The sequence below is a fragment of the Lysobacter sp. DMC104 genome (assembly GCF_056313665.1).
On sequence record NZ_JBQUZW010000010.1, the window covers coordinates 125,479 to 151,312 of the forward strand.

General features: G+C 69.8%; 25 protein-coding genes. 14 read left to right on the forward strand and 11 right to left on the reverse strand.

From position 1 onward, the window contains the following. The first annotated feature begins 464 nt into the window (after positions 1 to 464). The 3 genes from ACT53R_RS13840 to ACT53R_RS13850 all read left to right on the forward strand — a co-directional run bounded on the left by ACT53R_RS13840 (position 465) and on the right by ACT53R_RS13850 (position 2,990). A complete protein-coding gene (locus ACT53R_RS13840; RefSeq protein ID WP_476172475.1) occupies positions 465 to 1,022 on the forward strand; it encodes a porin family protein in 558 nt (185 codons plus the stop codon). A 299-nt stretch (positions 1,023 to 1,321) separates the two neighbouring features. Further along, positions 1,322 to 2,377 carry a hypothetical protein gene (locus tag ACT53R_RS13845; RefSeq protein ID WP_476172476.1) on the forward strand — a complete coding sequence of 352 codons (1,056 nt, stop codon included), beginning with the start codon at positions 1,322 to 1,324 and terminating at the stop codon, positions 2,375 to 2,377. A 265-nt stretch (positions 2,378 to 2,642) separates the two neighbouring features. Then, positions 2,643 to 2,990: a hypothetical protein gene (locus tag ACT53R_RS13850; RefSeq protein WP_476172477.1), complete on the forward strand. Its 348-nt coding sequence runs from the start codon at positions 2,643 to 2,645 to the stop codon at positions 2,988 to 2,990. Positions 2,991 to 3,003: 13 nt separating this feature from the next. Here ACT53R_RS13850 and ACT53R_RS13855 read toward each other — a convergent pair whose 3' ends face one another. Together ACT53R_RS13855 and ACT53R_RS13860 are read right to left on the reverse strand one after the other, a co-directional pair. Beyond that, positions 3,004 to 3,705 carry a phytanoyl-CoA dioxygenase family protein gene (locus tag ACT53R_RS13855; RefSeq protein ID WP_476172478.1) on the reverse strand — a complete coding sequence of 234 codons (702 nt, stop codon included), beginning with the start codon at positions 3,703 to 3,705 and terminating at the stop codon, positions 3,004 to 3,006. 91 nt (positions 3,706 to 3,796) lie between these two features. Continuing rightward, a complete protein-coding gene (locus tag ACT53R_RS13860; RefSeq protein ID WP_476172479.1) occupies positions 3,797 to 4,966 on the reverse strand; it encodes a hypothetical protein in 1,170 nt (389 codons plus the stop codon). A 396-nt stretch (positions 4,967 to 5,362) separates the two neighbouring features. Between ACT53R_RS13860 and ACT53R_RS13865 the strand changes: the two genes are divergently transcribed. Further along, complete coding sequence (locus ACT53R_RS13865; RefSeq protein WP_476172480.1) at positions 5,363 to 7,558, forward strand: glycoside hydrolase family 3 N-terminal domain-containing protein; 2,196 nt, start codon at positions 5,363 to 5,365, stop codon at positions 7,556 to 7,558. A gap of 238 nt (positions 7,559 to 7,796) precedes the next feature. Here the strand turns inward: ACT53R_RS13865 and ACT53R_RS13870 are convergent, their stop codons facing one another. Beyond that, entirely contained in the window at positions 7,797 to 8,348 is a 552-nt protein-coding gene (locus ACT53R_RS13870; RefSeq protein WP_476172481.1) for an adenine phosphoribosyltransferase, read from the reverse strand. An 80-nt stretch (positions 8,349 to 8,428) separates the two neighbouring features. Beyond that, positions 8,429 to 9,154, reverse strand: coding sequence for a hypothetical protein (locus ACT53R_RS13875; protein ID WP_476172482.1), 726 nt, complete (start codon positions 9,152 to 9,154; stop codon positions 8,429 to 8,431). 128 nt (positions 9,155 to 9,282) lie between these two features. On the opposite strand from ACT53R_RS13875, the gene ACT53R_RS13880 reads away from it, so the two are divergent. The 4 genes from ACT53R_RS13880 to ACT53R_RS13895 all read left to right on the forward strand — a co-directional run bounded on the left by ACT53R_RS13880 (position 9,283) and on the right by ACT53R_RS13895 (position 13,561). Continuing rightward, positions 9,283 to 10,833, forward strand: coding sequence for a hypothetical protein (locus ACT53R_RS13880; protein WP_476172483.1), 1,551 nt, complete (start codon positions 9,283 to 9,285; stop codon positions 10,831 to 10,833). Positions 10,834 to 10,889: 56 nt separating this feature from the next. Further along, a complete protein-coding gene (locus ACT53R_RS13885; RefSeq protein WP_476172484.1) occupies positions 10,890 to 12,518 on the forward strand; it encodes an XVIPCD domain-containing protein in 1,629 nt (542 codons plus the stop codon). 22 nt (positions 12,519 to 12,540) lie between these two features. Then, positions 12,541 to 12,861 carry a thioredoxin family protein gene (locus ACT53R_RS13890; protein ID WP_476172485.1) on the forward strand — a complete coding sequence of 107 codons (321 nt, stop codon included), beginning with the start codon at positions 12,541 to 12,543 and terminating at the stop codon, positions 12,859 to 12,861. A 322-nt stretch (positions 12,862 to 13,183) separates the two neighbouring features. Then, positions 13,184 to 13,561 carry an EF-hand domain-containing protein gene (locus ACT53R_RS13895; RefSeq protein WP_476172486.1) on the forward strand — a complete coding sequence of 126 codons (378 nt, stop codon included), beginning with the start codon at positions 13,184 to 13,186 and terminating at the stop codon, positions 13,559 to 13,561. Positions 13,562 to 13,814: 253 nt separating this feature from the next. Here the strand turns inward: ACT53R_RS13895 and ACT53R_RS13900 are convergent, their stop codons facing one another. The 6 genes from ACT53R_RS13900 to ACT53R_RS13925 all read right to left on the reverse strand — a co-directional run bounded on the left by ACT53R_RS13900 (position 13,815) and on the right by ACT53R_RS13925 (position 18,207). Further along, the gene (locus tag ACT53R_RS13900; RefSeq protein ID WP_476172487.1) at positions 13,815 to 14,816 is read right to left on the reverse strand and encodes a DUF6976 family protein; all 1,002 of its coding nucleotides are present in this window, start codon (positions 14,814 to 14,816) and stop codon (positions 13,815 to 13,817) included. Next, positions 14,813 to 15,640, reverse strand: a complete 828-nt coding sequence (locus tag ACT53R_RS13905) for a hypothetical protein (RefSeq protein WP_476172488.1) — start codon at positions 15,638 to 15,640, stop codon at positions 14,813 to 14,815. Before ACT53R_RS13905 ends, ACT53R_RS13900 begins: the two co-directional genes overlap by 4 nt. A gap of 129 nt (positions 15,641 to 15,769) precedes the next feature. Continuing rightward, a complete protein-coding gene (locus ACT53R_RS13910) occupies positions 15,770 to 16,225 on the reverse strand; it encodes a tRNA (cytidine(34)-2'-O)-methyltransferase (RefSeq protein ID WP_476172489.1) in 456 nt (151 codons plus the stop codon). 53 nt (positions 16,226 to 16,278) lie between these two features. Next, entirely contained in the window at positions 16,279 to 17,043 is a 765-nt protein-coding gene (locus ACT53R_RS13915; protein ID WP_476172490.1) for a hypothetical protein, read from the reverse strand. An 84-nt stretch (positions 17,044 to 17,127) separates the two neighbouring features. Then, complete coding sequence (locus tag ACT53R_RS13920) at positions 17,128 to 17,376, reverse strand: hypothetical protein (protein WP_476172491.1); 249 nt, start codon at positions 17,374 to 17,376, stop codon at positions 17,128 to 17,130. A 105-nt stretch (positions 17,377 to 17,481) separates the two neighbouring features. Further along, positions 17,482 to 18,207: an SDR family oxidoreductase gene (locus tag ACT53R_RS13925; RefSeq protein ID WP_476172492.1), complete on the reverse strand. Its 726-nt coding sequence runs from the start codon at positions 18,205 to 18,207 to the stop codon at positions 17,482 to 17,484. Between the two features lie 168 nt (positions 18,208 to 18,375). Between ACT53R_RS13925 and ACT53R_RS13930 the strand changes: the two genes are divergently transcribed. The 3 genes from ACT53R_RS13930 to ACT53R_RS13940 all read left to right on the forward strand — a co-directional run bounded on the left by ACT53R_RS13930 (position 18,376) and on the right by ACT53R_RS13940 (position 22,603). Continuing rightward, positions 18,376 to 21,249: a M16 family metallopeptidase gene (locus tag ACT53R_RS13930; RefSeq protein WP_476172493.1), complete on the forward strand. Its 2,874-nt coding sequence runs from the start codon at positions 18,376 to 18,378 to the stop codon at positions 21,247 to 21,249. A gap of 140 nt (positions 21,250 to 21,389) precedes the next feature. Then, complete coding sequence (locus tag ACT53R_RS13935; RefSeq protein ID WP_476172494.1) at positions 21,390 to 21,704, forward strand: DUF4156 domain-containing protein; 315 nt, start codon at positions 21,390 to 21,392, stop codon at positions 21,702 to 21,704. After that, entirely contained in the window at positions 21,701 to 22,603 is a 903-nt protein-coding gene (locus ACT53R_RS13940; protein ID WP_476172495.1) for a zinc-ribbon domain-containing protein, read from the forward strand. The genes ACT53R_RS13935 and ACT53R_RS13940 overlap by 4 nt, the downstream gene beginning before the upstream one ends. A gap of 7 nt (positions 22,604 to 22,610) precedes the next feature. Here the strand turns inward: ACT53R_RS13940 and ACT53R_RS13945 are convergent, their stop codons facing one another. Further along, positions 22,611 to 23,012: a hypothetical protein gene (locus ACT53R_RS13945; RefSeq protein ID WP_476172496.1), complete on the reverse strand. Its 402-nt coding sequence runs from the start codon at positions 23,010 to 23,012 to the stop codon at positions 22,611 to 22,613. A 230-nt stretch (positions 23,013 to 23,242) separates the two neighbouring features. Here ACT53R_RS13945 and ACT53R_RS13950 point away from each other — a divergent pair, with 230 nt between their 5' ends. From ACT53R_RS13950 to ACT53R_RS13960, 3 genes are all read left to right on the forward strand, one after another. After that, positions 23,243 to 24,259: a 3-oxoacyl-ACP synthase III gene (locus ACT53R_RS13950; protein ID WP_476172497.1), complete on the forward strand. Its 1,017-nt coding sequence runs from the start codon at positions 23,243 to 23,245 to the stop codon at positions 24,257 to 24,259. Positions 24,260 to 24,422: 163 nt separating this feature from the next. Then, entirely contained in the window at positions 24,423 to 25,055 is a 633-nt protein-coding gene (gene bacA / locus ACT53R_RS13955) for a biofilm formation regulator BacA (RefSeq protein WP_476172498.1), read from the forward strand. After that, entirely contained in the window at positions 25,052 to 25,801 is a 750-nt protein-coding gene (locus tag ACT53R_RS13960; RefSeq protein WP_476172499.1) for a PspA/IM30 family protein, read from the forward strand. The genes bacA and ACT53R_RS13960 overlap by 4 nt, the downstream gene beginning before the upstream one ends. Positions 25,802 to 25,834 lie beyond the last annotated feature (33 nt).

Below are 25,834 nucleotides of genomic sequence, written 5' to 3' on the forward strand. Positions count from 1 at the left end.
CTCATGCGATGGCGTTGCAATGCGGTGGTGGGCGCAGCGAACATCGCCATTCGATGCCACACTCGCCGACTCCCGGCGCAAGACAGCAGTGGCCGCGGCAATGCGATTGTCTGCTTTCAGGCGTGCGGTGCCGGACGCATCCGTGATGAGCGCTGCGCAGTGCAATTGCCGCGCGATGCCTTCGGCCGCGTGTCCGGTGACAAGGTGAAAAAACGTTGACTGCGCATGGTCGCGTCGATCAAGCGTGACACCTTCGTGACTGCCGCGGCGCGTGGCTTCCGGGTCGTGGCCCGGGCATCTGCGCGGCAAAGGCGTTGCGCCATCTTTGTGCTTTGACATAAGATCAATCTGCGTCATCCCGGCTTGCGGATGACTAAATGGGGCAAAAATCAGTTTCCAGCCTTTTTGCTCATATCGAGTGAAAAACCGTTCCGCATTTTCTTGAAACCTCAAAGGGAATTTGTATGCTCAAAAACATCGGGCTTCTGCTCATCGCGAGTGGCATGGCGATCGCTTCGCCTTCCGCAATGGCGATCGAAAACTACTACGTGGGTGCCAGTGTCATTCGCGTCACCGACAAGGGCGATGAGGCTCCCGGGATCTACCCGGTCGCTGCCGGCATCAGGGCCGGCATCACAGTGAACGAGCATTTCGCGGTCGAAGCGCGTTACGCCACGGGCGTGAGCAGCGACAGCGCGAATTTCGGCGGCCTGCCCGTCGATCTCGAACTGGATCATCTCTATGGCGCCTACATGAAGGGGATCCTTCCGGTCGGCCGCGTGTCTCCCTACGTGCTGGTGGGCTACACGCACGGCCAGGAAACCTTCCGCGTCAAGGCGCTCGGCCTGAGCGCGTCGGATTCGGATTCGAAGCCCAGCTTCGGCATCGGCATGGATGTGCCGCTGGGCGACAAGTGGAGCCTCAACGTCGAATGGGCCCGCCTGCTGAAGGGCCAGGACGACCTGGGCGTCGGCTACAAGATCGAAAGCCTCAGCGTCGGTGGCGCCTATCACTTCAAGTGATGCGCCTTCGCGGCGCGGGGCCCGGGGCCTCCGCCCCGGACGCGCGAACAGGATCGTCGCGTGATCCCGCACCCGCGTGCAATGCAGGACGAAGCCGGCCGCCGCAAGGCGGCCGGCTTCTTTCCGGTGTGCAGTGGGGCATGCGTTCGCGATCGCCACCAGCGTCGTGATGCCGGTGGGTCGGGCCAGTGGCGGTGCTACGCCGATCCGCCCGGAGACAGGACATTCCTGCGGTTTTCATGTCTGCCCGAAACGTAGAAAATGCCTGCGGGACATTTCTTCCCACAGGGGACAAACCAATGAAAATCCGCAAGGCGTTCGTTCGCCTTTCCTGCCTGCTCGCATTCGCGAGCCTTCCGTTGCACGCGCTGGCCGGCACGCCCAAGGCGACGCTGGTGGCGCCGAGCTTCGATGGTCCGACGCAGGTCGAGTTCTCGACCGACCAGGTCTCCAAGTGGACCGACCTGCCGCTCGGCACCTATCGCGTGCCGAACAGCGACGTGATCATCTCCGGCCACCAGAAGGGCGGCGCCGCGCCGATGCTGCTGTTCGGCCTGATCGGCGTGGCCGTGCAGAACGGCGTCAATGCGAGCCACGGCAAGGACGCGATGGCGTCGGCAGAGCAGGCGCTGACCTTCTCGATCGACGAAGAAGCCAAGGCCAAGCTGATGGCGGCGATGGCGGATCCGGCCTACGCCGGAAAGTTCACGGCCGACGCGACGCCCGACCGCAAGTTCGAAGTGACGGGTGCCGTCGTGATGAGCTTCGCCAGCCAGCAGGAAGTGCTGCCGTACGTCACGCTCCGCGTGAAGCTGATGGGCAAGGACGGCAAGTCGAAGCTGTGGACGACCCGCTACATCGCGTCCACCGGTGCGCGCATGCCGCTGGTCGGGGCGGGCAGCTGGACCGAGAACGACGGCGCACCGTTGCGGGCGCAGGTGAGCAGGCTGCTCGACCTCGCCATCCAGACCATGCTGAAGGACATCGCGACGCCGTATCCGCGTGAAGAGGCGTCGCTCACGAACGTCCACGGCTTCTTCGTGCACGTCAACAAGCCGCTGCAGGTCGTGGGCTACAAGTTGTCCGAAGAGGACGGCCGGATGCTGTTCCTGCCGAAGCTCGGTACCACCATCGTGTTCGCGGGCGTGAACATCCTCGACACCTCCACGATCTGGCAGCAGCCGGCCACGAGCAAGGACAAGCCGCTGAAGCTGCTCAAGCCGGACGACCCGACCCTGGCGGGCATCATGCCGAAGACGCCTGCGCCTGCCGACGGTGCCGCCGCCGAAAGCACCGAGGACACGATCGAGGCACCCGAAGCGGAAGCGCAGGAAGAGAAACCGACCGACGGCTGATCGTCCTTCGCACTGCCTGCATTGCCACGACGGCCGCCCTTGGGCGGCCGTCGTCGTTCCGGGGGCATCGTCGCCCCTCCGTTTTCCGATCACGTTTCCCGATCACGCCACCCCCGACGTCCGGAACACCCGCGGAACGCCGTTGAACTCGCTGGCGCATCGCGCCGAGAGGACGGGCGCGTGCAGGCATGCGATGTCGACTGCGCCGACCCGCGACGATCATTGGACAGCGAGGTGAGGGATGAGGCGCAGGAACATGGGGAGCGTGCTGGCGGCCGTTTTGTCGCTGTGGGCGGCAGCGGCGCAGGCGGGCAACGACGGCAACTTCCAGGTCGTCATCGACGACGTCAACAAGCAGGCGTTCGGCACGCTGGTGGCGACGCGCCGTTCCGCCGATACCGTGCAGAAGCTGGGCTGCACGATCCGCGCGGACAACGCGCTGTGCTACGCCACCAATGCCGCGGGGGTGTACCGCACCTGCCTGACGACCGATCCGGGCCTGATCGCGGCGGCGCGCAGCCTGAGCAGCGAGTCGTACCTGTGGTTCGTATGGAACGCCGCGGGCAGCTGCACGTCGATCGTTGTCGGCCTCGGCTCGCAGTACAAACCCTGAGGCGGGGTGCGCCTCACGCGCGCGGGGCGGCGATCGCCGCTTCGTGTGCATCGACGCCCGGCGGCTCGAACCATGCGCTCGTGTCCATGCGCACGCTGCGCAGGTGCGCGGTGGCGAGGTGCGCGGCGTGGCGGGGTTCGGCGAAATAGCCGATCAGCAGGCTGCGTCGGCGCGCGCCGGTGGGGTTGAGCGTCGCGGCGTGCACCAGGTCGGCGTCGAACACGAGGATGTCGCCGGCGTGGCCGCTGAGCTGGATCACGCCGGTTTCGTCGAGTGTGTGGACCGGCGGCGCGTCAGGCGCGGGGCGATGGCTGCCGGGGATCAGCCGCGTCGCGCCGTTGTAAGGCCCGTAGTCGTCGAGGAAGGCGAGGGCGTTGACCGTGTCGCCGGGCCGGTTCGCCGACAGGTCGCGATGCAGGCCCTGGTGGCCGCCGCCTTCCAGCGGCTCGCGGCCTTCCACTTGCGCGAGGAAGAAGCGTTCGCCGATCAGCGCGCCGGCCACGGCCAGCATCGCCGGCAGGCGGCACACGGCCTGCACCTGCGGGTCGAGATCCAGCAGCGAATGTCGCCAGCCCGGCCCGCGCGGCACCGCCCACCGTTCCGACGGTTGCACGCCGGCATCGAAGGTCTCGCGCAGCGACGGCAGCCAGTCGTCGGGGATCGCCCCGCGCAGCAGGGCGTAGCCATCGCGGTGGAGTGGGTCGTGGTCGATCATGGCGGAAGGTCTGGTGCGATGCTCGGGGTGAGCGGAAAGCGTGTGCCTTTCCAACGGTGGAGGAGGCATCGCCGTGTGGAACCGGCGTCTGTCACGGGTCGAGCAGGATCGAATGTCGATGCGCCAGCGATGGAAGGTCGCCGGGACGGTGCAGGAGGATCGTGCCGTCCGGAAGGCGGGCGATGGTTCTGGCATGCGCCTTCGAGGTTCTCCGTTCCCCGGGCGATTGTTCCTCTGGGCCCGGCGAGACTTCGGTTCCGGACGAAGCGGGCAGTCTGCCGCGCAGCAGATCGTCCATCAGGGTGCGGGTACCGGCCAACACTTGTTCGAGCGCGGACTGCATGCCTGCACAGTCCGAAGCCGACAGCATGGCCGACCGACGGAGGGATTGGGCGAGCGGCGTCCACTTCGGTCGCTTGGCTTCCTTGATGGCGCGCTGATGCTGTGCAGTCAGTTTCCCGACCCGTTGCCGGTCGAGCTTGTTGGCGGAGGTCGCCCCTTCCGCGTTGAGCCTGCGGATCGTCTGCCCTACATCCAGCGCTTCGAAGCGTGCGGCTTCATCGGCGAGCATCTGCTCGGTGTCCTGCGGGGTCTTGGCGGGCAATGACGGCGGAAGATCGCCGATTGCGACCATGCTGTCTTCCCAGTCCGGGGTCTTCGATGGCTGCCCGCTGCCGGGATCGGCCCTGAAGGCGCGGGCGTCGATGCTGCCCGCAAGTGTCGATCCATCCGGCAGCAGGGTGATGCCGGCGAGGATTTCGTAGCGGGGCACCTGCTTGCCGACGATGCCTTCGATCGATTGTCCCGGCTCGAGGAAATGCACTTCGACTCTGGCGTCCGGCCACGCATCGTGGAATGACTCGGTCAGCGACGCCGCGAGTCTGTCTCCGTAGGCGAGGTCGCAGTGATTGCGGGTGACATGGCCGAAGCGGATTCGCGCCTCGTCTTCTGCAAGTTCGCGCATGGATTTGTTGGTGATGGCTTCGGCGAGTGCCCCGCCGAGCGCATTCGCGGCGGTGCCCTGCATGACCGAGAGTCCCTGGTAATTCGGGGGAGGCATGCTTCGACCGTCGTAGCTCGTGTACTGGAAGGCCATCTGCGGACGAATGCGCTGCGAGACGATGCCGATGTGGATGGGCAATGCGCGTGCTTCCGTCGCGCGTGCGGCCGAATAGCGGGCGACGGGCTCATCGGCGAACGCAGTAGCGACGCAGGACAGGCCGATGGCGAGCGCGAGGCAAAGAAGGTGGCGCGTGGTCATGTCGAATGGAGCGAGTCGATGGCGGCATTTCCGGAGCGCCGAAAAATAGCATGCGACATGGATGGGCCGAGGGTCTGTCCTCGCGAGAGGGCGGGGCCCTTCCCCCGAGCGCGACAGGCCGTGTAAATCGGATGCGGCACGGCATTCGAAGCCGGCTTCAAGCGAGGGTGGCGCTGGCCGGACAGAAGCTGGCATCGCCGGATCGATCTGAGTGCCAGCCAGACCTCTGCAAGCGAGTCGCTCCGGGCGTCGGACTTCGTGTCGCCGTGGCCTTCTTGTCCGATCCCGGACCCGGAGGGGGAGCGACCGCGTTGGCGCCGCCCGCGTGTTGACACTCATGTAAACGGTTACATACCATGGCCGCCGGCATACCCCGTGCAAAGGCACCATCCCCGGATGGCCAAGTTCGTCGACATTCCCGCGCTCATCGACGGCATGACCGTGGAGGAGAAGATCGGCCAGCTGACGATCCTGGCCGATTCGGTGCGCCCCTACGCCTTCGAGGTCAATCCCGATTCCTTCCAGTGGGGCCCGGACGCGGTGCGCGACCTGATCCGCGCCGGCCGCGTGGGTGCGCTGTTCAACGGCGTCGGCGCGGTCGACGGCGCGGCGCTGCAGCGGATGGCGGTGGAGGAGAGCCGGATGGGCATCCCGCTGCTGTTCGGCGCGGACGTCATCCACGGCATGCGCACGGTGTTCCCGATCCCGCTGGGCGAGGCCGCCAGCTTCGAGCCCGCGCTGGCCGAGCGCACCGCGCGCGCGGCCGCGATCGAGGCCACCCGCGAGGGCCTGCACTGGACCTTCGCGCCGGTGGTCGACATCGCCCGCGACCAGCGCTGGGGCCGGGTCGCCGAGACCACCGGCGAGGACACCTTCCTCGCCTGCAGGTTCGCGCAGGCCCGCGTCCGCGGCTTCCAGGGCGAGGACCTGACCGCCGACGATTCGCTGCTGGCGACGCCCAAGCATTTCGCCGCCTACGGCGCGGTGGCCGCGGGCCTGGACTACAACGCGGTCGACGTCTCGCCGCAGACGCTGCACGAAGTCCACCTGCCGCCGTTCAAGGCGGCGATCGACGCCGGCGCGCTGTCGATCATGAGTTCGTTCAACGACATCAACGGCGTGCCGGCGACCGCCAATCGCGCACTGCTGACCACGCTGCTGCGCGAGCAGTGGGGCTTCGAGGGCTTCGTCGTCTCGGACTACACCTCCGACTTCGAGCTGATCGCCCACGGCTTCGCCGAGGACACGCGCCACGCCGCCAAGCTCAGCCTCGATGCCGGGCTCGACATGAGCATGCAGAGCGGCGCCTTCCTCGACCACGTTGCGGATCTCGTCGCCGACGGCTCCTTGAGCATGGCGACGCTCGACACCGCGGTGCGCCGCGTGCTGGAAGTGAAGGCGCGGATGGGGTTGTTCGACCACCCGTACCGCTCGCTCGATCCGGCGAGGGAAGCGGCGCCCGCCGACCACATCGCCGACCACGACGCGCTGGCGCGCACCGTCGCGCGGCGCTCGGTGGTGATGCTCAAGCACGACGGCGACGTGTTGCCGCTGCGTCGCGCCGGGCAGAAGATCGCGCTGGTCGGTCCGTTCGCGAACGATCGCGAGAACCTCGCCGGCTGCTGGAACATCTTCGGCGACGGCACGCGCGAGATCGACCTCGCCACCGGCCTGCGCGCCGCGCTCGCCGATCCCGCCGCGCTTGCGGTGATCGAGGGCTGCGGCATCGAAGACGCGATCCCCGGTGGCGTCGACGCCGCATGCGCAGCGGCCCACGCCAGCGACGTGGTGGTGCTCGCCGTCGGCGAACCCGCGCGCTACTCCGGCGAAGCGCAGTCGCGCACGCAGATCGTGCTGCCGCGCGTGCAGCAGCAACTGGTCGAAGCGATCGTCGCCTGCGGCAAGCCGGTCGTGGTGCTGCTGCGCACCGGTCGCGCACTGGCGCTGGGCCCGGAGGTGCGTGCCGCGGATGCGATCCTGGTGACGTGGTTCCTCGGCACGCAGACCGGCCATGCGATGGCCGACCTGCTGTTCGGCGACGAAAGCCCGTCGGGCCGCCTGCCGGTGAGTTTCCCGCACGATGCCGGCCAGCAGCCGTATTTCTACAACCACACCGCCACCGGCCGTCCGTACGAACCGGGCGGCCTGGAAGCCTTCCGCACGCGCTGGCGCGAAGCCACGCACACCGCGCTGTATCCGTTCGGCCACGGCCTGACCTACACCCGATTCGAGTACCGCGACGTGCGGCTGGACCGCTCGCTGATGTCGTGGGACGGCGCGGTCGTCGCCATCGCCACCATTGCCAACGTCGGCGACCGCGCGGCGGAGGAAGTCGTGCAGCTCTACGTGCGCGACCGCGTCGCCAGCCGCGTGCGCCCGATCCGCGAACTGAAAGGTTTCGAGAAGATCGCACTGGCGCCGGGCGAACGCCGCGAAGTGCGCTTCACGCTGACGCGCGACGACCTCGGTTTCCGCGACATCGACAACCGCCCGACCGTGGAACCGGGTGTGTTCGACGTCTGGATTGCACCGTCGGCGCAGGCCGGCGAAGCCTTGCAGTTCGAATTGCTGGCGCCGGGGAAGGCGGATTGAGATCGGGCTCGCGTGCGATGCGTGCCGCATCGCCCTGCGTTGATCGATGCAGCCCGGCCATTCTTGTTGTCATCCCGAACCGCAGGTAAGGGATCTGTTGTTCCTCGGGTGAAACGCCAGAAAGACAAGCAGATCCCTCACCTGCGGTTCGGGATGACATCGGAAGGTCGCCCCGCTCCGGAACGATACATTCGATCACCAACCCGCGATCACGCTCCCCCAAGGATCGCAAAGCCCCTCAGAGCCGCCACGCCGCCTCGATCGGCGCCGCATCCTTCCAGCGCGCGCGGCCGCCCAGGGCCGCGAGTTCGATCAGCACCGTCGCGCCGACGACGTGCGCGCCCGCCTGCATCGCCAGCGCACGCGCCGCGGCGAGCGTGCCGCCGGTCGCCAGCACATCGTCCGCCAGCAGCACGCGCGCACCGGGACGCAGCGCGTCGGCGTGCAGTTCCAGCGCGTCTTCGCCGTATTCCAGCGCGTAGGCCTGGCGCAGCGTGCGGCCGGGCAGCTTGCCCGGCTTGCGCGCCGGCACGAACCCGGCGCCCAGCGCGCGCGCCAGCGGCGCGCCGAGGATGAAACCGCGCGCTTCGATCGCGAGCACGGCCTCGATGCCGGCGTCGCGCCACGGCGCGGCCATCGCGTCGATTGCCGCGGCGAAGTCGCCGGCGTCGCCCAGCATCGGCGTGATGTCCTTGAAGACGATGCCCGGCTTCGGGAAATCGGGCACGTCGCGCACGCGTCCGGCCCAGTCGGGGCGAACGTCGCGAGGGTGGCGGGAATCGGGGGACATCGCGGGTTCCGGTCGGCGAAAGGCCGCATCATGCCCGAGGCCGGCGCGCTGCGCGCGGCCCCGTGACGTACCGGCAAGCGTCAGCGCAGGCGCAGCCGGCCCTGGTTGCCCATCGACGGCTGCCACGCCAGCAGCCAGACCTCGGTGATCGGGTCGTCCGGCGGCGTGGCGTCGGTCCAGTTGCCGATGAAGCTGCTCTTCACGCCGGGCGTGGTGTCGAAGTCGAGCGTGTAGGGCTGCGACTTGCCGGAGCGGGTGTGCACCACCAGCTGCACCGTGAACGCGTCGCTGGGCCAGAACCATGTCGGCGAAGCCTCGATCGGGCAGCCGCACATCATCGTCACCATCGCCTGGCAGGCGATGCGGCCGTCGGCGATCGTCAGCGTGGCGCCGCTCAGGCACAGCCCGGGGATCTCGATCACCACGCCCTGCGGCGCCTTGTCGGTGCCGATGTCGACGCCCGGCAGCAGCAGGACGTCGGCCTGCGCCTCGCGCGCCTGGTCGAGGTGGCTGAGCGGGCCGCGCACGGTGATGCGCACCACGGTCGGGCGGTCGATGTCGACGGCCAGCGTCGCGCCGATGGTCTGGGCGTCGGTGGCGTAAGGCTTCGCGCGGCTGACCGGCGCCATGATGTCGGCCGGGCCGGCGTCGCGGCCAGCGGTGTCGATCTCCGCTTCGGCCAGCACGCGGCCGTCCGACAGGTCGCTGATCGCGACCCAGGCGCTGATGCCGCGGCTGTCGGCGGCGTCGGGGCCGAGGAACTTGCCGCCGCGGGCGGCGGGACGGACGAGGACGTGGGTGCGCATGGACGTTCCTTGTGGGCGGGACGGCAGGATAACCGCGCGGTTGCCGCATCGACCGCCGAGGTCGCCGGCGGTACGATGCCGGCGGCGGGCGAGGGGGCGTCCGCATCCGATCCCTTCCGGAGCACGCGATGTCCCCCCACGCCTTTCCGCGCAGGTCCGCGCTGGCCGCCTGCCTGCTGTCCGCCGCCCTTGCCGCGCCCGTCGCCGAGGCGCGCACCTGGACCGTCGGCCCGAACGGCCGCGACTACACCCAGCTGTCGACGCTGTTCGACGCCAACGACATCGCGCCCGGCGACATCGTCGAGGTCGACGGCAATGCGACCTACAACAGCGCCAAGATGGGCGAGGACGACGGCGGCACGCCCGGCAATCCGGTGATCGTGCGCTGGAAGCGCGTCGCCGGCGCGACCCGGCCGGTGCTGGCCGGCGGCATCCACACCTTCAAGTTCGAGCGCGCGGACCACGTGGTGTTCGAGGGCTTCGAGGTGCGCGGCGGCAGCAGCACCTGCGTGTTCAGCGAGGCCGACGACATCGTCGTGCGCGACGCGGTGATCCATGCCTGTCCCGGACAGGGCATCCTCGGTGCCGACCAGAATTCCGGCTCGTTCACGCTGGAATACAGCGAGCTGTACGACAGCGGCGCGGGCACCACCAAGCACACGATCTACATGCAGTCGGACGAAGTCGCACATCCGGGCGCGACCTTCACGATGCGCTGGAACTACGTGCACGACGGCAATGGCGGCAACCTGCTGAAGGTGCGGCACGAGCGCAGCTTCATCCACTCGAACTGGTTCGAGGGCGCGTTCTACCAGGAGATCGAACTCATCGGCCCCGACTGCGAGACGCAGCAGGCCGGCTGGACGCGCGCCCTGCGCCGCGAGGACAGCGAGCTGCTGAACAACGTGATCGTGCACACCTCGTCGTGGTCGAACGCGATCCGCGCCGGCGGCGACCTCAACGGTGCCAGCGACGGCCGCGTGCGCATGGTCGGCAACACGATCCTGTTCGATCGCGCCGGCAGCGCCAACGCGGTGTACGTGCAGCTCGGACTCGGCAGCCTGGAGATGCACGACAACGCGATCTTCCAGACCGGCGGCGCCGCGCCGGCGATCGTGCGCGAGAACCTCACGCCGGACGCGCCGTTCTGCGCGCCGTTCGTGACCACGCCGTGGAGCGGTACGCGCAACGTGGCCGGCAGCCGCAACTGGGTGCAGGCGACGGCGACGTCGGTGCCGCCGGAGTGGACCGGCACCGTGACCGGCACCGATCCGGGCTTCCGCGACATCGCCGCGCGCAATCTGCGGCCGACCGCGAACAGCCCGTTGCGCAACGCCGGCGTCAACCTGCCGGCGACGGCCGCGGCGTTCCCGATGCCGTGGTCGCTGCCGCGCGTCAGCTACGATCCGCCGCTGCGCGCGAAGCTGGCGATCGGCGACCAGCGCGCGCGGTTGCCGCAGGGCTACTTCACGGTCGACATCGGCGCGCTGGAGGAAGTCGACATCGACAGCCTGATCGGCCCGTTCCTGCTGCCGGGTGCCGCGCCGCGGTCGCCGCGTCCGATCGCACCGATCGCGCCGGTCACCGCACCTGCGTCGTCGCCGTCCCGATCGCGCACCGCGCCCGTGCGTGAAGACACATGCGCCCGCGGACTGCGCGGATGTAAAGTGCGGCGCTGACGCGGACCGCCACGCCTCGTGGCGCATCCACAGGACACGGATCAGGGAGAACGACGATGCCCCTCATGGAAAAGGAATTGCTGCACGGCCACACGGTCAGGATCGCCTACACCGAAGAGGAGCTGCCGACCGCACACGGGAAGGACTTCGACAAGGAATGGGATCCGCAGAGCAAGCGCGACACGCTGTCCTTCTACGACTCCACCGCCGAGTACATGCGCAACGAGTGGACGGAGACCAACGCCCGCAGCGCCGTGGTCAAGCTGGACGACAAGGAGCTGCTGCTGTTCTTCGACGAACGCACGCGGACGTGGAATTCGCCCGAGGCGCTGGACGTGGACCACATCACCCCGTGGCGACAGCACCTGGAGGACAAGGAGGTCTGGAGCCGCGAGGACGCCATGCTCGCCTACAACGACGCGGACAACCTGCGCACGGTGCCGGCGACGTACAACCGCGCGCGCAATGCCGCGGACGCGATCCTCGACACCCACGGCGTCGACTCGAAGGAGTGGCGCGACTGGGTCGACAAGAAGGTGCATTTCGACGCGAGCAAGGATTATCCCGCCTACGATCCCGAGGTCGACGGTGTGAAGCGCACCGCCAAGACGGTCGACGCGGAGTGGGCACCGGGCACGACCCGCAAGACGCTGGGGTTCGATGATCCGATCAAGACGAAGTGGCTGGACCACGCGCTGAAGGAAGCGTACGCGGGCGAAGTGAAGGTGCCCGACCCGGACCATCCGGACGATCGTTCCAGGGACCACGAGGTCCAGTTGTTCCGCTGCAGCGCCACCGGCCAGCTGGTCACCCGCGGCGGCCTCGACATCGACCATGAAGTCCCGTTCGCGGTCGCGCTGCAGAAGGTGCTCGACACGAACCGCGAAGCCCGCGAACTGGCGCAGGTCAGCGGAGACGAGCCGCCGCCGGCGATTTCGAAGGCGGACGTGATGGATCTCTACAACAACCCGGAAAACCTGCGCCTGGTGTCGCGCAGCGCCAACAGTGCGCACGAATGGGAACTGGGCGTGGACGGGCAGTTGTACGATCCCGAGCTGGACGACGTGGAGTACGCCACGCCCGAGCCGAACGCCACCGTGGTCGATGACCACGAACCCGTGGTCTACGAGGACGACATCGTGATGGGCGGCCATGCGCCCGTGCAGGACGACGATGCGTCGGCCAATCCGCTGAAGCGCGACCGCAACAGTGTCTACACCCCGAACTTCGCGCTGGACGACGATGACGACAACCGCCAGTCGGCGAGCAAGCGCACCAAGGAGACCGTGACGCCCCGCGAAGCAGCGCTCCGCGACCTGCACACCGAGGATGCGGAGCTGTTCGCGAAGGTGAAGGTCGGCGTGGAGGGGCTCGATCCGACGAAGACCGGACCGTTGTCGCCGGCGCAGCAGGAAAACCTGGCGATGGTGGCGGTGGTCTATGCCCGCGAGAAGGGCATCGGCATCGACCACGTGGTGCCCAGCGTCGACGGCAAGACCCTCTTCGGCGTGCAGGGACCGCTGGACGCGGACACTGGCAAGATCGCCATGCCGATCGACGCGTACAAGAACCAGCCGCTGGAAGTCACCGCCGAGTTCCTGGGCCGGCAACGGCAGGAGGCGGCCCAGCAGGCGGCGACGCAGGCGCCCGTGCAGCCGCAGCACACGCCCGCCCAGCACATGTGAGCGCACGGCACGGAGCACCGCCATGTCCTACACCGCCGAACATGCCGTTTCCGAACCCGCGCGCGCCGACGTCGACGCGCTGCCGGGGCTGACCGTGCTCGAATTCGGCACGGCCTGGTGCCCGCATTGCATCGCGGCGCAGCCGCTGCTGCGCGAAGCGCTGGCCGCGCGCGACGACGTGCGCCACCTGAAGATCGAGGACGGCCCGGGCCGTCCGCTCGGCCGCAGCTATCGCATCAAGCTGTGGCCCAGCGTGCTGCTGCTGCGCGACGGCGTCGAGATCGCGCGCGTGGTGCGCCCGACGATGGCTGGCGAACTCGCGGACCTGCTCGCGCAGGCGTGACGCCGCGCACCTCGCGCCCGTCTTCGCATCCGGCGCGCGCATGACGCATGCACGCGGCATGCGCGGCGCATTCGTGAAGGTTGTGTTCGATTCAGTCCGATGAACGCCTGCGGCATTCAGTTTGTGCGGCGCGAAGCCGCATGGCTGCGTGCGCGTGATGTCGCGGCTATCCGATTCCGCGCGCGATGTGGTTAACGCCGCGTTGCGTGCGGCGCGTGCATGACGGAAACGGTTCATCGCGGGATGCGCAGTCTCGACCTCGACCGGCGCCCTCCCACACCCCGCCGGTCGATTGGCTTCCCTTTCCCCCGGAGACATCCCGATGAAGCAGCGAATCGACATCCGCGCCCCCTTCCTGATCGCACTGGCCGCCGCCTTCGCGACGCCGGCCTTCGCCCAGAACGCCGATGCCGCGCAGACGCAGGACCCGCAGGCACAGGCGCAGTCCACGCAGGACCAGGGCGCGACCGCCGCCCCGTCCGCGACCGCCGCCGCCACGCCGAAATCGACCCGCTGGTCGGACCTGGACGCGGACAAGGACGGCAGCCTGAGCAAGTCCGAGGCCGATGCCGTGCCGTCGCTCGGCGCCGTGTTCGACAAGGCCGATGCGAACGCCGACGGTGCGCTGACCGGCGAGGAATACAAGGCCTACGTGGCCATCAACGGTCGTGGCGCGTCCGCGAAGCCGGGCAAGCACTGACCGGTCGCACCTCTCCTTCTTCCTCCCCCGGCGGACGCGCGCCCTGCGCGTCCGCTTCCCGCACCACGATGAAGCGCGCCGCAGAAGCGCGTGCCCCCACGCCCCGGCGGACGAAGCGCGTACCGCCTCCGCGACAGGATGTCGCGTTCCCACGTCCCGCCGCTGCGGGACACGCAACGCGGCGGCGCCACGGACGGCGCCCCGCGGCTGCGGAGGACCGCCTGCGCACAGGCATCGCGCGCAGGCGCCGCGCTCAGACGTTCTGGATGTCGAAGTACACCATCGTCTGGTTGAGCAACTGGTACGCGACCTCGCCGAACGTCACCGGCCCGGGCATGCCGGCGAGATGGCCTTCGAGTCCGCCGTACAGGAAATTCAGGATGCAGTTGCACGCGAACGGCGCCGAGGCCGGCAGCGAGGCCATGGCCGCGGCGAACGCGGCCGGATAGTCCGGCACCGGTTTCGCGAAGCGGTACTGCACGCCGTCGAACACCGGCGCATAGAAACTCACCTCGCCCTTTGCCGCGTCCACTTCGCGGATGCACACGTTGACGTTGGCGCCGCAGTAATCGGCGACCAGCGGCAGGCGTGAATCGATCTGCATGCGCTCGCACCAGCGCGCGAAGTTCTCCGGATGGCCGTCGATGGTGCAGTCCTGCGCGGAGAAGCCGGTCGACGGGAACGCGATCACCGTGCCGTCCGCCGGCTCGAAGATGTTGAGGATGTCGACCACCGCGACCTTGTCCGGCGGCAGTTCGACGTGCAGGACCACCGCGCGGTCGGTGAAGGCCGTGCCGGTGTCGCCGGCGAACACTTTCGGCGCCACCGTGCCCAGGTCGTCCAGGTGGATGCCGGCGACCCAGCCGAACAGCGGCTTGAGGAACAGGTCGGGGTAGTACGGCGCGCTCTTGGCGAATTCCAGGTGCGCGTCGGAGAAGGCGGGCAGGATCAGGAAGGAATAGCCGTTCGCCGGCGCGTCGCGCGGGATGCGCGCCAGCGCGTCGCGATCGTAGCTGCGGATCGACGCGGCGCGGCCGAAGGTCGGCAGTTCGGCCACCAGCACGTGGCGGCGGCTGACCGTGCCACCGAGGTCCTCGGCCATGAAGTACGGGATGGTGCCGCCGACCCAGCGGCCGCGCGGCAGGCGGGCGAGCATCGCCTCGTCGCCGCAGATCGCGAAGCAGCGGTCGCCGCCGGCGAGGATCAGTGCGCCGGCTTCCTCGATGCCGAGCAGTTGGCCGTAGGCATGGCTCATGTGTTGCGTTCCTTGAGTCGGCCGATCTGGGCCACTTCGTGCCCGAGGATGCGGGCGCGGTCGATGAAGAAGCGGTGCAGCTCCGCGCTGGCGTCGGCGAGCATCCGCGGGTCCTGTTTCACCTGCATGCGGATCCGGGTCAGCAGCAGCTTCAGCGGCAGCGAGCGGATGTCGATGCCGACTTCCCCCAGCGCCAGCCTGCGCCACAGCGGATGTGCGCCATCGGGCAGCGGTGCGTCGTCGGCCGATGCCATGGCGGCGGCGGGCAGCACGGCCGCCGGCGCGACAGGCGCCACTGCGGCCGGTGCCGGTGCCGGTGCCGACGCGGCGTGGGCCGGAGGCGAGGCCGGGCGCGGTGCCGGCGGCGGTGGCGCGCCGTGCGGAGGCGGCGTCGGCATGCTCGGCGCGGCGGCGGCCCCGCCGCCGAAGATGTCCTGGCGGCGCAGGTCGGTCACGCTCACGCGCAGGGTCTGTTCGTACACCGTGCGCTCGTCGCCGGTGCGCAGCGCGGTGCCGACCACGCGCAGGCGTTGCGCGAATTCCCGCGTGAAGGGCCGGCCGCTGTCGCCCGTCCAGGGCTCGTTCGGCAGCGCTTCGCCGCCCGGGACGTGCAGGTGGAGGAAGCAACTGCGGCCGGCGACCGGCTGGGTCTGCCAGCGGTGTTCGACGGTGTCCTGGCGTCGCCGCAGCAGCTTGTCCAGCGCCGACGGCGCGCGCTCCACGTGGATGTCGATGCGGGGCTGGGTCGGGGACACCTCGATGTCCCGGATCTGCCACCCGGCGGGCAGCCCCAGCAGTGTCGCGAACAGCTCCTTCGCCAGCATGCGTCCCCCTTCGCGATGCCGTGTCTGCGTCGAGCCTACGCGCACGCCCGGGGCGGCTTCAATCGCGTCGCGGCGACCTGCGTGATGCCGGGGCGGAACTGTGATGGGTGCCGCGCCCGCCGGGATGGATCACGCGAAGCCTTGCTGGCGCCAGGCCTCGAACACCACCACCGCGACCGCGTTGGAGAGATTGAGGCTGCGGTTGTTCGGCCGCATCGGCAGGCGCAGGCGCTGCGTCTCCGGAATCGCGTCCAGCACGTCGTCCGGCAGGCCGCGGGTCTCCGGGCCGAACAGGAAGGCGTCGTCCGGCGCGAACGCCACGGTGTCGTAGCGCACCGTGCTGCGCGTGCTCAGTGCAAACAACCGCGGCGGCCGCAGCGCGTCGAGCGCGGCGTCGAGGCTGTCGTGGACGCGCAGCGTGGCGTACTCGTGGTAATCCAGCCCGGCCCGCCGCAGCTGCGCGTCTTCCAGCGTGAAGCCGAGCGGACGGATCAGGTGCAGCCGCGCGCCGGTGTTGGCGCACAGGCGGATGACGTTGCCGGTGTTCGGCGGGATCTCGGGCTGGTAGAGCAGGACGTCGAACATCCGCGCATTGTGCCGGGGCGGCGCGCGGCGGTCACGGCGGCGACGGCACGCGCTCAGCGCCCCGGCGTGCAGATGCCGAGCGGCAGCGTCGCCAGCCGTCGCCACTGCGCTTCGTCGTCGACGGGGCGCGGCCCGCCGTCGAACTCGATGCGGGCCTCGATCTGCCGGCCCTTGCCGTCGCGGATGTTGGTCGGCCCGGTGAAACGGCGCAGGCTGCGGTCGCGCACGTCGTAGTCCACCGCGATGGCGGGCGCGACCAGGCCCAGCACGCCGCCGGCCTTCAGCTCGAACCGGCGCAGCGTCGGCGTGCGGTCGCCCGCGCTGTGGACCTTGAAGGACAGGCTGCGGCCGAAGGCGGGGATCGCGAACGCCAGTGACTGCGTGCGGCCCGGCGCGAGCGCCGCCCAGCGCTGGCGGATGAATTCGTCGAAGCCGGCGTCGGCCACCAGCGTCGCGTCGGCGGCGGCGAGCGGCCGGGCCGCGCCGTCGTCGTGCCAGACCCGCGTCTGCCCATGCTCGCGGCGGAGGCCTTCGCGGTAACCGCGTGCGTCGACCAGTTCGAAGTCGGGTGCGAGGGTGGATGCGCGGTAGTCGACGCGCTTGCGGGCGAACGCGGTGCCGTCGGCGCAGCGGTAGATCACCAGCCGCTCCAGCGGCCGGTCGCCGTCGCGGCGGATCAGGTGCTGCTCGCGGTAGAGCAGGCGGTTGTCGCCGGGGGCGCGGGCGTCGCCCACGGTCTCGAGCAGGGTGGCGTGGGCGGGCGCCGCGAGGCCGAGCAGCACCAGCAGCGAAAGGGCGGGGCGGGAAGGGAGGCGCATGTCCGGGGATACGGTCGCCCGGCGCGCGCGGATGCGCGGCGAGGGCCCGTAGACGCGATTCGTGCGCGTTGCGCAGTCCAGGCCCTAGCGCGGCGGCGTGTCGCGGCCTTCGCGCTTGAGGTCCAGGGGCTCGGGCTCGCGCCGCTTGAACTGCACGCCGGATTCGCGCTCGCATCGGCTGGCGACGGGCGTGTGCGGCGAATCGGGCTGGCTGGTGCAGAGCGGGTCGGCGTCGACGGCGGCGTTGGTGTCGCGGTATTCGGCCGTGGTGGCGCAGCCGGCGAGGACGAGGGCGAGGGCGGACGGGAGCAACGGCGACAGGCGCGATCGCATGGGGAACCTCGTGGGCGGGTCGGGTGGTCGGGCGATCACAGCAGCGGCGGCGGCCCGCGCCGCGTGTCGAAGGTCACGCCGCGGCGGCGTTCATGCGCCCGTGGCTCACCAGGGCAGGCTGCCGCCCTGCCAGTCGCGGTAGCTGCCGCTGTCGTCCGCGGCCAGACCGTCGATCACCCGCAGCAGGCCGGCCACGGATTCGGTCGCGGTGATCTGCGCGCCGCTGCCGCCCATGTCGGTCTGCACCCAGCCCGGGTGCAGCGCCACGACCACGATCCCGCGTGGCGCCAGCGCATGCGCCAGCAGCCGGGTCGCCATGTTCTGCGCGGCCTTGCCCATGGCGTAGCTGGGCGTGCCGAAGCGGGCGGTGTTCGCGATCGAGCCCAACGTGGACGACAGGTTCGCCACCCGCGCGCCGTCGGCCAGCAGCGGCGCCAGCGCCTGGGTCAGGAGCAGCGGGCCGGTGGCGTTGGTGCGGACGCTGTCGTCGAAGTTCGCCTCGGTCAGCTGGCCGAAGCGTTCGCCCGAGTGCAGCACGCCGGCGTTGTTCACCAGCAGGTCGATGCGTTCGCAGACCAGCGGCAGCTCGTGGGCGAAGGCCTCGCGCGATCTGGCCGAGGCCACGTCCAGCGGCAGCACGTGCAGGTGGCCCGGATGCTCGCCGGCCAGGGGGTTGAGGGCGGTGGCCTTGCCGGGGTGGCGGCAGGCGGCGACCACGCGATCGCCGCGGGCCAGCAGCTGGCGGACGAATTCCAGGCCGAGGCCGCGGTTGGCGCCGGTGACGAGGCAGTGGCGGGGCGTGGCAGGTCGGAGCGTGGCATCTCTGGACATGGGGACCTCCTGCGGTCCGGTCCCGGGACTTGTGGCCTAGTGCCTGTCCCCCGGGCCGGCCGCTAGCATGCAACGCCTGCTGGACGGTGTCGAACCGCGGCCTCGCCGCGCCCGTCCGTCCATCCGCTCATGCGCCCCCGTGGCGCCCGCCTGTCCCTGGAGTCCTGCATGTCCGACGCCCGCCGTCCTTCCGCCCTGCGCTTCGCCGCGCTGGCCGCCTCGCTCGCCCTCGCCGTCGGTACCGGCCTGGCGTTCGCCCCGCTGCCGGCTGCCGCCGCCAAGCCCGCCCGCGAGGCCGGCGTCGACATCCCGTACCAGCAATTCACCCTGCCCAACGGCCTGCGCGTGATCGTGCACACCGACCGCAAGGCGCCGATCGTGGCGGTGAACGTCTGGTACCACGTCGGCAGCAAGGACGAGCCCAAGGGCCGCACCGGCTTCGCGCACCTGTTCGAGCACCTGATGTTCAACGGCTCGGAGAACCATCCGGGCGAGTTCTTCGAACCCTTCGAGCTGTCCGGCGCCACCGACCAGAACGGCACCACCAACGAGGACCGCACCAACTACTTCGAGAACGTGCCGACCACCGCGCTGGACATGGCCTTGTGGATGGAATCCGACCGCATGGGCCACCTGCTGGGCGCGATCGACCAGAAGACCCTGGACGAGCAGCGCGGCGTGGTCCAGAACGAGAAGCGCCAGGGCGAGAACCAGCCCTACGGCCAGGTGTGGACGCTGATCGGCCAGGCGACCTATCCCGAAGGCCATCCGTACCACCACAACACGATCGGCTCGATGGCCGACCTCAACGCGGCCTCGCTGGAGGACGTGAAGAACTGGTTCCGCACCTGGTACGGCCCGAACAACGCCGTGCTGGTGCTGGCCGGCGACATCGACCTGGCCACCGCCAAGCAGAAGGTCGCGAAGTACTTCGGCGACATCCCGGCCACGCCGACCATGGCCCAGCCGAAGGTCAACGTCGCGCCGATGGCGTCCGACAGCCGCGCGCAGATCGCCGACAAGGTCCCGCAGGCGCGCGTCTACCGCGTGTGGAACGTCGCCCAGGCCGGCTCGGTCGATGCCGACCGCCTGCAGCTGCTGGCGCAGGTGCTGGGCGGCAGCCGTTCTTCGCGCCTCGACCAGCGCCTGCTGCACAAGGACAAGCTGGTCGACAACGTCAGCGCGTCGATGATGCCCTCGCAGCTCAGCTCCGGCTTCCTGATCAACGCCACCATCAAGCAGGGCGTGGACCCGGCGAAGGTCGAGGCCGCGATCGACGAGGAAGTGAAGGCACTGCTGCGCGACGGCCCGACCCAGGCCGAGCTCGACCAGGCGCGCACCGTGCTGAAGGCCGATTTCATCCGCGGCGTGGAGCGCATCGGCGGCTTCGGCGGCAAGGCCGACGTGCTGGCCGAGTGCGCCGTCTACACCGGCAACCCGGGCTGCTTCCGCGAGTCGCTGCGCACCCTCGACACCGCGACCGTCGCCCAGATCGCCACCGCCGGCAAGACGTGGCTCGGCGCCGGCCGCGGCAGCCACACGCTGGTGGTGGTGCCCGGCGAGCGCACGCCGCTGGCCGAAGCGCCGGCGGTCACGCCGACCCCGCTGGTGTTGCCGCCGGTGGACCGCAAGTTCCGCACCACCGCCACCGGCGTCGACCGCAAGGCAGGCGTGAAGGTGCCCGACACCTTCCCCGAACTGAAATTCCCGTCGCTGGAACGCGCCACGCTGTCCAACGGCACGCAGGTGATCCTGGCCGAGCGCCACGGCCTGCCGGTGGTGCAGATGAGCTACCTGTTCGGCGGCGGCTACGTCGCCGACACCGGCGCCAAGCTCGGCACCTCGGGCTTCACCATGGGCATGCTGGACGAAGGCGCCGGCGACTACGACGCCATCGGCTTCGGCAACCGCGCCGAGGCGCTGGGCGCCAACCTCAGCGCCGGTGCCAGCCTCGATGGCGGCAGCGCCGGCCTGTCGGCGCTGAAGCAGAACCTCGACCCGTCGATCGCGCTGTTCGCCGACATGCTGCGCCGCCCGCGCTTCGACGCGAACGAGATCGACCGCGTGAAGGCGAGCTGGATCGCCGGCATCCAGCAGGAGAAGGCGCGCCCCAACGGCGCCGCGATGCGCGTGCTGCCGCCGCTGCTGTACGGCGCCGGCCATCCGTATGCCATCCCCTTTAGCGGCACCGGCAACGAGGCCTCGATCGCCGCGCTCGGCCGCGATGACCTGCTGGCCTACCACCGCGCCTGGGTGCGTCCGGAGAACGCCACGCTGGTGATCGTCGGCGACACCACGCTGAAGGAGATCGTGCCGCTGCTGGAGAAGCACTTCGGCGACTGGAAGGGCGAGGGCGAAGCCCGCAGCAACCCGGCGATCCCGACGGTCGCGCTGCCGAAGAAGCCGCGCGTGTTCCTGATCGACCAGCCGGGCGCGATCCAGGCCAACGTCTACGTCGGCCAGTTGGTGCCGTCGACGAAGGACGCCGGCGCGGTGAAGTTCGACATCGCCAACTCGGTGCTGGGCGGCGAGTTCTCCTCGCGCCTCAACATGAACCTCCGCGAGGACAAGCACTGGGCCTACGGTTCGTACAGCTTCGCGTCCAACGCGCTGGGCCAGCGTCCGTGGACCGCGTTCGCGCCGGTGCAGATCGACAAGACCATCGAGTCGCTGAAGGAAATGCAGCGCGAGATCACCACCTTCGCCACCGGCAAGGCGCCGCCGACGGCGGAGGAAGTGGGCAAGATCCAGTCCACCGAGATCCGCAGTCTGCCGGGCTCGTACGAAACCGCGAACGCGGTGCTGGGCACGCTGGGCGGCATCGTCCGCTACGGCCGTCCGGACGACTACGTGTTCCAGCGCAAGGCGGAGATCGAGGGCCTGACCATCGACCAGGTGAAGGCCGCCGCCGCGACCATCGACCCGGAGGCCCTGACCTGGGTCGTGGTCGGCGACCTCAAGCAGATCGAGAAAGGCGTGCGCGCGCTGAAGCTGGGCGAAGTGACCATCGTCGATGCCGACGGGAAGCCCGCCCGCAAGTGACGTGATGCCTCGCAGACCTCGGCGCCGCGCATGCGGCCGCCGAGGGTGAATCGCGAGGTCCTTGCACGACCTCGATCGGTTGCGAGCCGCGAACGATGCCCGCCATCATGGTGGGCATCGTGTTTTCAGGGAGTTCGTCGATGGTCCCGCGCCGAATCGCGTGCGTCGTGGCACTGGGCATGCTCGCGGGTTGCACTTGGGTGCACATGGCGCCGGGCGCCGATCGTGTGCGCGTGGTCGCCGACGCGCCGGTCGGCTGCGAGAAGCGTGGCGAGGTCGAGGTGTCGGTGAAGGACAACCTCCTGTACTACAAGCGCAATCCGCTGAAAGTGCGCGACGAACTGGAAACGCTGGCCCGCAACGAAGCGCCGGGCATCGGCGCCGACACCGTGCAGCCGGTCGCTCCGCCGGCCTCCGGCGAGCAGCGTTTCATCGCCTGGCGCTGCAGGCAGTGAAGAGCGGCCGCCAGCGCCGCGAGGAACTGCGACAGAAGCGGCTCGAACGCGCGAAACGGCTGGAAGAACGCCTGCGCGTCCCGCCGCACGGCGTGGCGTGGTCCGGCGCCGGCGTCGAGGACGCCGATCGTGCGTTGCTCGTCCGCCACAACAACACGTACGCCGCGCTGCCGGCGTTCTACGTCGACAAGGTCTTCACCTGTCGCGACTGCGGTCTGGAGCAGGTGTGGACCGCCAGGCAGCAGAAGTGGTGGTACGAAGAGCGGCTGGGCCCGATCGACAGCACCGCGGTGCGCTGCCTGCCTTGCCGGCGTGCGCGACGCACGCAGCGTGCGCATCCGGGCGCGAACCTGCTGGGCGAGCGTCGCGACCGCCTGCATGCGCTGGGCACGCACAGGCCCGATCCCGACGCCCGCGCTGAAGTCGAGGCCGCGCTCGCCGACAAATGGTGGGGGCTGCGCACCACGGCCATCGCCACGCTCGGCGACTGGGGCGACGTGGCCTCGGTCGAACGACTGAAGGTGCTGCTCGCCGCCCATGCCGGGCGCGACGACTGGAACAGTTGGAACCGCCAGGCGCGTGCCGCTGTGTTCAAGGCACTGGGCGCCTGCCTGCCGGATGCCGAGGCGGACTGGGCGCTGGCGGAGTACCTCGGCAGCGGCGAAGCCGCAGCGCTCCGCGACGTGCTCGCCCGGCTGCTGCCCGCGTTCTGGGAGCCGGTCATCGACGCCGAATGGCGACGCGGTGAGCCCCACCGGCTGGAGCGCTTGGCCTGGGTGCTGTCGAAGGTCGAGGCCGATCCGGCGCGGCAGCGGCGCTGGCGCGAACGCTTCGAGGCGCACCCCGATGCCGGCGTGCGTCGTTGTGCGGCGTGGGCCTGGGTCCGCGATCCGCGCTGACCGCGGCTCAGCCGCGGGCGCCGCAACTGTCGATCCGCACCGCGGTCTGGCCCTGGTCGACCGTGCCGTCGGCGCCCGGCACCCGCACCTGCACGCCGAAGCAGGCCGATTCCAGCCGGTTCCACTCGCTGAGCTCGCCGCTGTGCGCCCACTTCCGGGCCACGCGCAGGCTGTAGCAGCCGGCGGCCTCGGTGTCGGCCGGCTCCCAGTCCAACTCCTCGGCGCCGAGGATGTTCATCTCGAACACCGCGCCCAGCGGCGAGCAGACCCGGAAGTGTTCCCGGCCCAGCCCGTTGACCGCGGCGCCCGTGTCCGCCCGGGACACCGATACGAACAGCAGCAGGACGTAACCGTCCTCGTGCACCGATTTGGACTCCTGGGACACCGCATCCACGATCAAACGCGCCATCGTTTGCCACTCCTGTCTGCCGGGGGAGGCGCCAGTCTGCCGGCCGTCGGCGTCCCGGGCATGGGCCGATCGCCATGCGTCGACGCCCGCGCGGCGCCCGGTTGTCGGCCCGGGGGCGGATTCCGGGGCTGGAGAACGCCGGAAATGCGACCACCGGCCCGGTTTTCCCATGCGCAGCCGGGGGGAAGGCGCTACCCTATGCGGTTCCTGCCTGCTGACGGCCACCCTCCATGCTGTTTCAACACGTCGCCATCGCCGGTCTGGCTCACATCGACGCCCCGCGTCAGTTGACCACCGCCGAGATCAACGCCCGCCTGCGGCCCACCCTGGATCGTCTGGGCATCAAGACCAATGTCCTGGAGGACGTTGCCGGCATCCACGCGCGCCGCCTGTGGGACGACGAGGTCCAGGCCTCCGACGCCGCCACCCTGGCCGGCGTGAAGGCGCTTGCCGACGCGGGCGTCGACCCCTCCCGGATCGGCCTGCTGGTCAACACCTCGGTCAGCCGCGACTACCTCGAGCCGTCCACGGCCAGCATCGTCAGCGGCAACCTCGGCCTGCCCGACACCTGCCAGAACTTCGACGTCGCCAACGCCTGCCTCGCCTTCCTCAACGGCATGGACATCGCCAGCCGGATGATCGAGCGCGGCGAGATCGACTACGCGCTGATCGTCGACGGCGAGACCGCCAATCTTGCCTACGAGAAGACCCTCGAGCGCATGTCCCGTCCGGACGCCACCGAGGAAGAGTTCCGCAACGAGATGGCCACGCTGACCCTCGGCTGCGGCGCCGCCGCCATGGTCCTGGCCCGCGCCGAACTGGCCCCAGGCGCACCGCGCTACCGCGGCGGCGTCACCCGCGCCGCCACGCAGTGGAACACCCTCTGCCGCGGCAACCTCGACCGCATGGTCACCGATACCAAGATGCTGCTGACCGAAGGCCTGAAGCTGGCGCAGAAGACCTTCATCGCCGCCCGCCAGGCGCTGGGCTGGGCCGTGGACGAGCTGGACGAGTTCGTCATCCACCAGGTCAGCAAGGTCCACACCAAGGCCTTCGTCGACGCCTTCGGCATCGACCCCAAGAAGGTCATGACCATCTTCGGCGAACACGGCAACATCGGCCCGGCTTCCGTGCCGATCGTGCTGAGCAAGCTGCGCGAGATGGGCCGTCTGAAGAAGGGCGACCGCATCGCCCTGCTGGGCATCGGCTCCGGCCTGAACTGCTCGATGGCGGAAGTGGTCTGGTAAGCGACCGCTTCAGGCAAACCCCCGAAACCCCGGCTCCGGCCGGGGTTTTTTGTTGCCCGCGTGCCGGGCCGGAAGCCGTGTGCCGGCGAGGGCGGTCGCCGCTCGTCGGAATCACACATGTGATATGTTGACGGACTCACATGTGATCTCTAGTCTGCCGCCCATGGAACGCCGCAGCTCCGCCTTCTACCAACGTCGCCACCGCGACCGCCTGCGCGAGCAGGGGCTGGTGAAGAAGGAGCTGTGGGTGTTGCCGGAGTACGCCGACGCCCTGGTGGCGATCGAGCGGCAGATGCGTCGTTCCGGCGGGCTCGTCCCGCCGGACGCGATGGAGGGAGAAGAGGTGATGCGCGAAACCCCGGTGTGGTCGGCCCTGGCGCTGCACGATGCGCTGGCCGCGTGCGAGCGCGTCCGCGACGGCGCGTTCTCGATCGAACTGATCGAAGGCGCGGAGCCCGGTCTGTACCTCGTGATGCACGATTACGGCGATCTGCCGCTGTTCATGGCGGTGGTGGGCCGGCAGATCGTGGTCCAGGCGCTGCTGTGGCCGGTCGAACAGGTCGCCGACGTCGCCGCCTTCAACGAGGAAGTGCTGCGCACCCACAAGCTGTTTCCGCTGTCGACGCTCGGCATCGAGGTGATCGACGGCGAGGACGTCTACATCATGTTCGGCGCGCTCAGCTCGAGCTCGTCGCTGGCCGACGTGCTGTTCGAGGTCGACACGCTCGCCGACAACACCATCCGCGCGACCGAGGCCTACGCGCCGCATCTGCGCGACCTGCGGGTGGCCGCATGAGCACGAAGGGACGTTCGCGCAAGGGCGCCGCGCCCGCGCCCGAACCGACGCCCGAGGTCGCACCGGCGCTGTGGCAGCGCCTGGTCGCCGCGGTGCGCGGCGGCGTGAACGAACTGGGCGAAGCGATCGCCGACAGCCAGGCGCTGCGCATCCTCGACCAGGAGATCCGCGACCACGCCAGCGAGCTGCACCGGGTGCGCGCGACGCTGGCCGAGACGCTGGCGCGCGGCAAGGTCGCGTCGGACCGGCTGGAGGCGGCGAACGCAAAGCTGGCCGAATACGAGGGCTACGCGCTGAAGGCGCTGAAGGCGGGCGAGGACGCGCTGGCACGCGAGGTGGCCGCGAAGATCGCGCTGCTGGAGATCGAACGCGACGGCGAAGCCGCGCGGGTGAAGGACTTCGCCGACGGCGTGGCCCAGCTGCGCGCGACCGCGGCGCGCTTCGAGGCCACGATCCAGCGGCTCAAGCAACAGGTCGACACCGTGCGCGCCACCGAAAGCGTGCAGCGCGCGCAGGCCGCCGTCGCCAGCCGGCGGCGCGAATCCGACGAGCGCGTACGCACGGCGTTGGATTCGCTGGAACGCATCCGGCGTCGCCAGGGCGAGCGCGATGCGCGGATCGACGCGGACGCGGCGCTGGACGGTGAAGAGGATGCGCTGGAGGCGCGGCTGCGTCGCGCCGGGATCATCGCGGAAGAAGATCGTACCGATTCGGTGCTGTCGCGATTGAAGCGGCAGGCCGACTGACCGGACACGGGACCGGCGCATCGCCGCCGGACC